The 2,029-nt window shown below is 32.0% G+C and carries 1 protein-coding gene; it reads left to right on the top strand.

Annotated features, from left to right (window positions below; genetic code table 11):
* Positions 1 to 590: 590 nt before the first annotated feature.
* A partial coding sequence (locus U9R42_11905; protein ID MEA3496727.1) for a YifB family Mg chelatase-like AAA ATPase occupies positions 591 to 2,029 on the top strand: 1,439 nt, incomplete at its 3' end.

Genomic DNA, 2,029 nt, shown 5'->3' with positions numbered 1-2,029 from the left:
TTAGAATTAAAAATATCTTTAAAAATCTCATAATTGCTGTTTTTATTTTTCTTCAATTTTAGTTAAGAAATATATTGTTTTAAAAAGAATGTTTCCACAAAAACAGAAATATTGTTAAGAGTTGTTTATTGAGTCCTCAGTCGGCAGTAAGCAGTCCTCAGTCGGCAGTCAAAAACAGTCCTCAGTTAACAGTTGGCAGTCTTAAGTTGAATAACGTTGATTTATTAGTTATTTTTTTCTCTGCGTTTCTGCGACTCTGCGTTTAAACAAATAAACAAATAACCAAATAAACAAATAACCAAATAAACAGTCTTCAGTCGGCAGTTAAAGACAGTCCTCAGTAAGCAACTGGTTTTTAGCTGTTGGTTGTGAATTAATAATTATCCATTAACAATTACGAATTAACCATTATCAATTATCCCGATTTGTTTCAAAAATTTAAATTGTCTCTGAAAAACTCTGTAAATCATTTTAAGAATTTTTAGAGTGGACTAATATTTTAATAAGTCCATTTTGGTATTTAACAAATTCTTTGCTTTAATAATAATTAAAGTCTTAATTTTGAAAATATTTTTATGTAAATATAATTTATGTTAGTAAAGACTTATGGTAGTGCAGTAACAGGTGTTGATGCACAAACAATAACCATTGAGGTAGATATAGGAAGAGGAGCAAAATACTTTATGGTTGGCTTGCCTGACAATGCCGTTAAGGAAAGTCAGCATAGGGTAGAAGCTGCAATAAAAAACTCAGGTTTTATGATGACAAGAAAAAAAACTATCATAAATCTTGCTCCTGCAGATATAAGAAAGGAAGGTTCTTCTTACGACCTTCCAATTGCATTGGGCATCCTTGGTGCTACCGATCAAATGAATACTGAGGAAATAAAAAATTACATGATAATGGGTGAGTTATCTTTAAATGGTGATTTGAAACCAATTAAGGGAGCTTTACCAATAGCAATAAATGCAAGAAAACATAATTTTAAAGGTTTGATACTTCCTGAGGAAAATGAAAGTGAAGCTGCCATTGTTGATGGAATTGAAGTGTATGGAATAAAAAATATATCGGAAGCAATAAAATTTTTTGAAGGAGAAATTGAACTTAAAGCAAAGCATATTGATACAAGGGATGTTTTTTATAGCAACCTTAATGATTATACATTTGATTTTTCGGATGTAAAAGGACAAAAAAGTATAAAACGTGCTTTGGAAATTGCTGCATCCGGAAATCATAATGCAATTATGATTGGTCCTCCTGGTTCAGGTAAAACCATGCTTGCCAAACGATTACCAACTATTTTGCCTCCTCTTGACTTGCATGAGGCATTGGAAACAACCAAGATTTTTTCAGTAGCTGGAAAATTACCTTCTGATTCATCGCTAATGACAAGCAGACCTTTTAGGTCGCCTCATCACACAGTAAGTGATGTTGCATTGGTTGGAGGAGGTAATAATCCACAACCCGGAGAAATTTCTTTAGCACATAATGGAGTTTTGTTTTTAGACGAACTTCCTGAATTTAAAAGAAATGTGCTGGAAGTTTTACGGCAACCAATGGAAGAGAGAAGAATAACAATTTCAAGAGCTAAATTTTCTGTTGATTATCCTGCTAGTTTTATGCTTATTTCTTCAATGAATCCATGTCCTTGCGGATATTACAATCATCCCGACAAAGAATGTGTTTGCTCACCCGGTGCTGTTCAAAAATATCTTAATAAAATATCAGGACCTTTACTTGATAGAATTGATATTCATATTGAGGTTGTTCCTATTTCTTATGATGAACTAACCCTTGAAAAATCTTCTGAAAAATCTAAATATATTCGGGAAAGGGTTATTAAAACCAGACAAATTCAAACAGAAAGATTCAAAGACGATAAAACGGTTTTCAACAATTCCCAAATGAATACAAATCATATTAGAAAGTATTGTCAAATTAGTAAAGCAGGAAATACTCTATTAAAAAAAGCAATGGAAAAGCAGAATTTGTCGGCACGTGCTTACGATAGAATATTGAAAGTATCAAG

This window comes from Bacteroidota bacterium (assembly GCA_034723125.1).
Taxonomy (GTDB): Bacteria; Bacteroidota; Bacteroidia; order CAILMK01; family JAAYUY01; genus JAYEOP01.
Note: the sequence above shows the minus strand (reverse complement) of the source record. Positions and strands in the feature narration are given on the sequence as shown.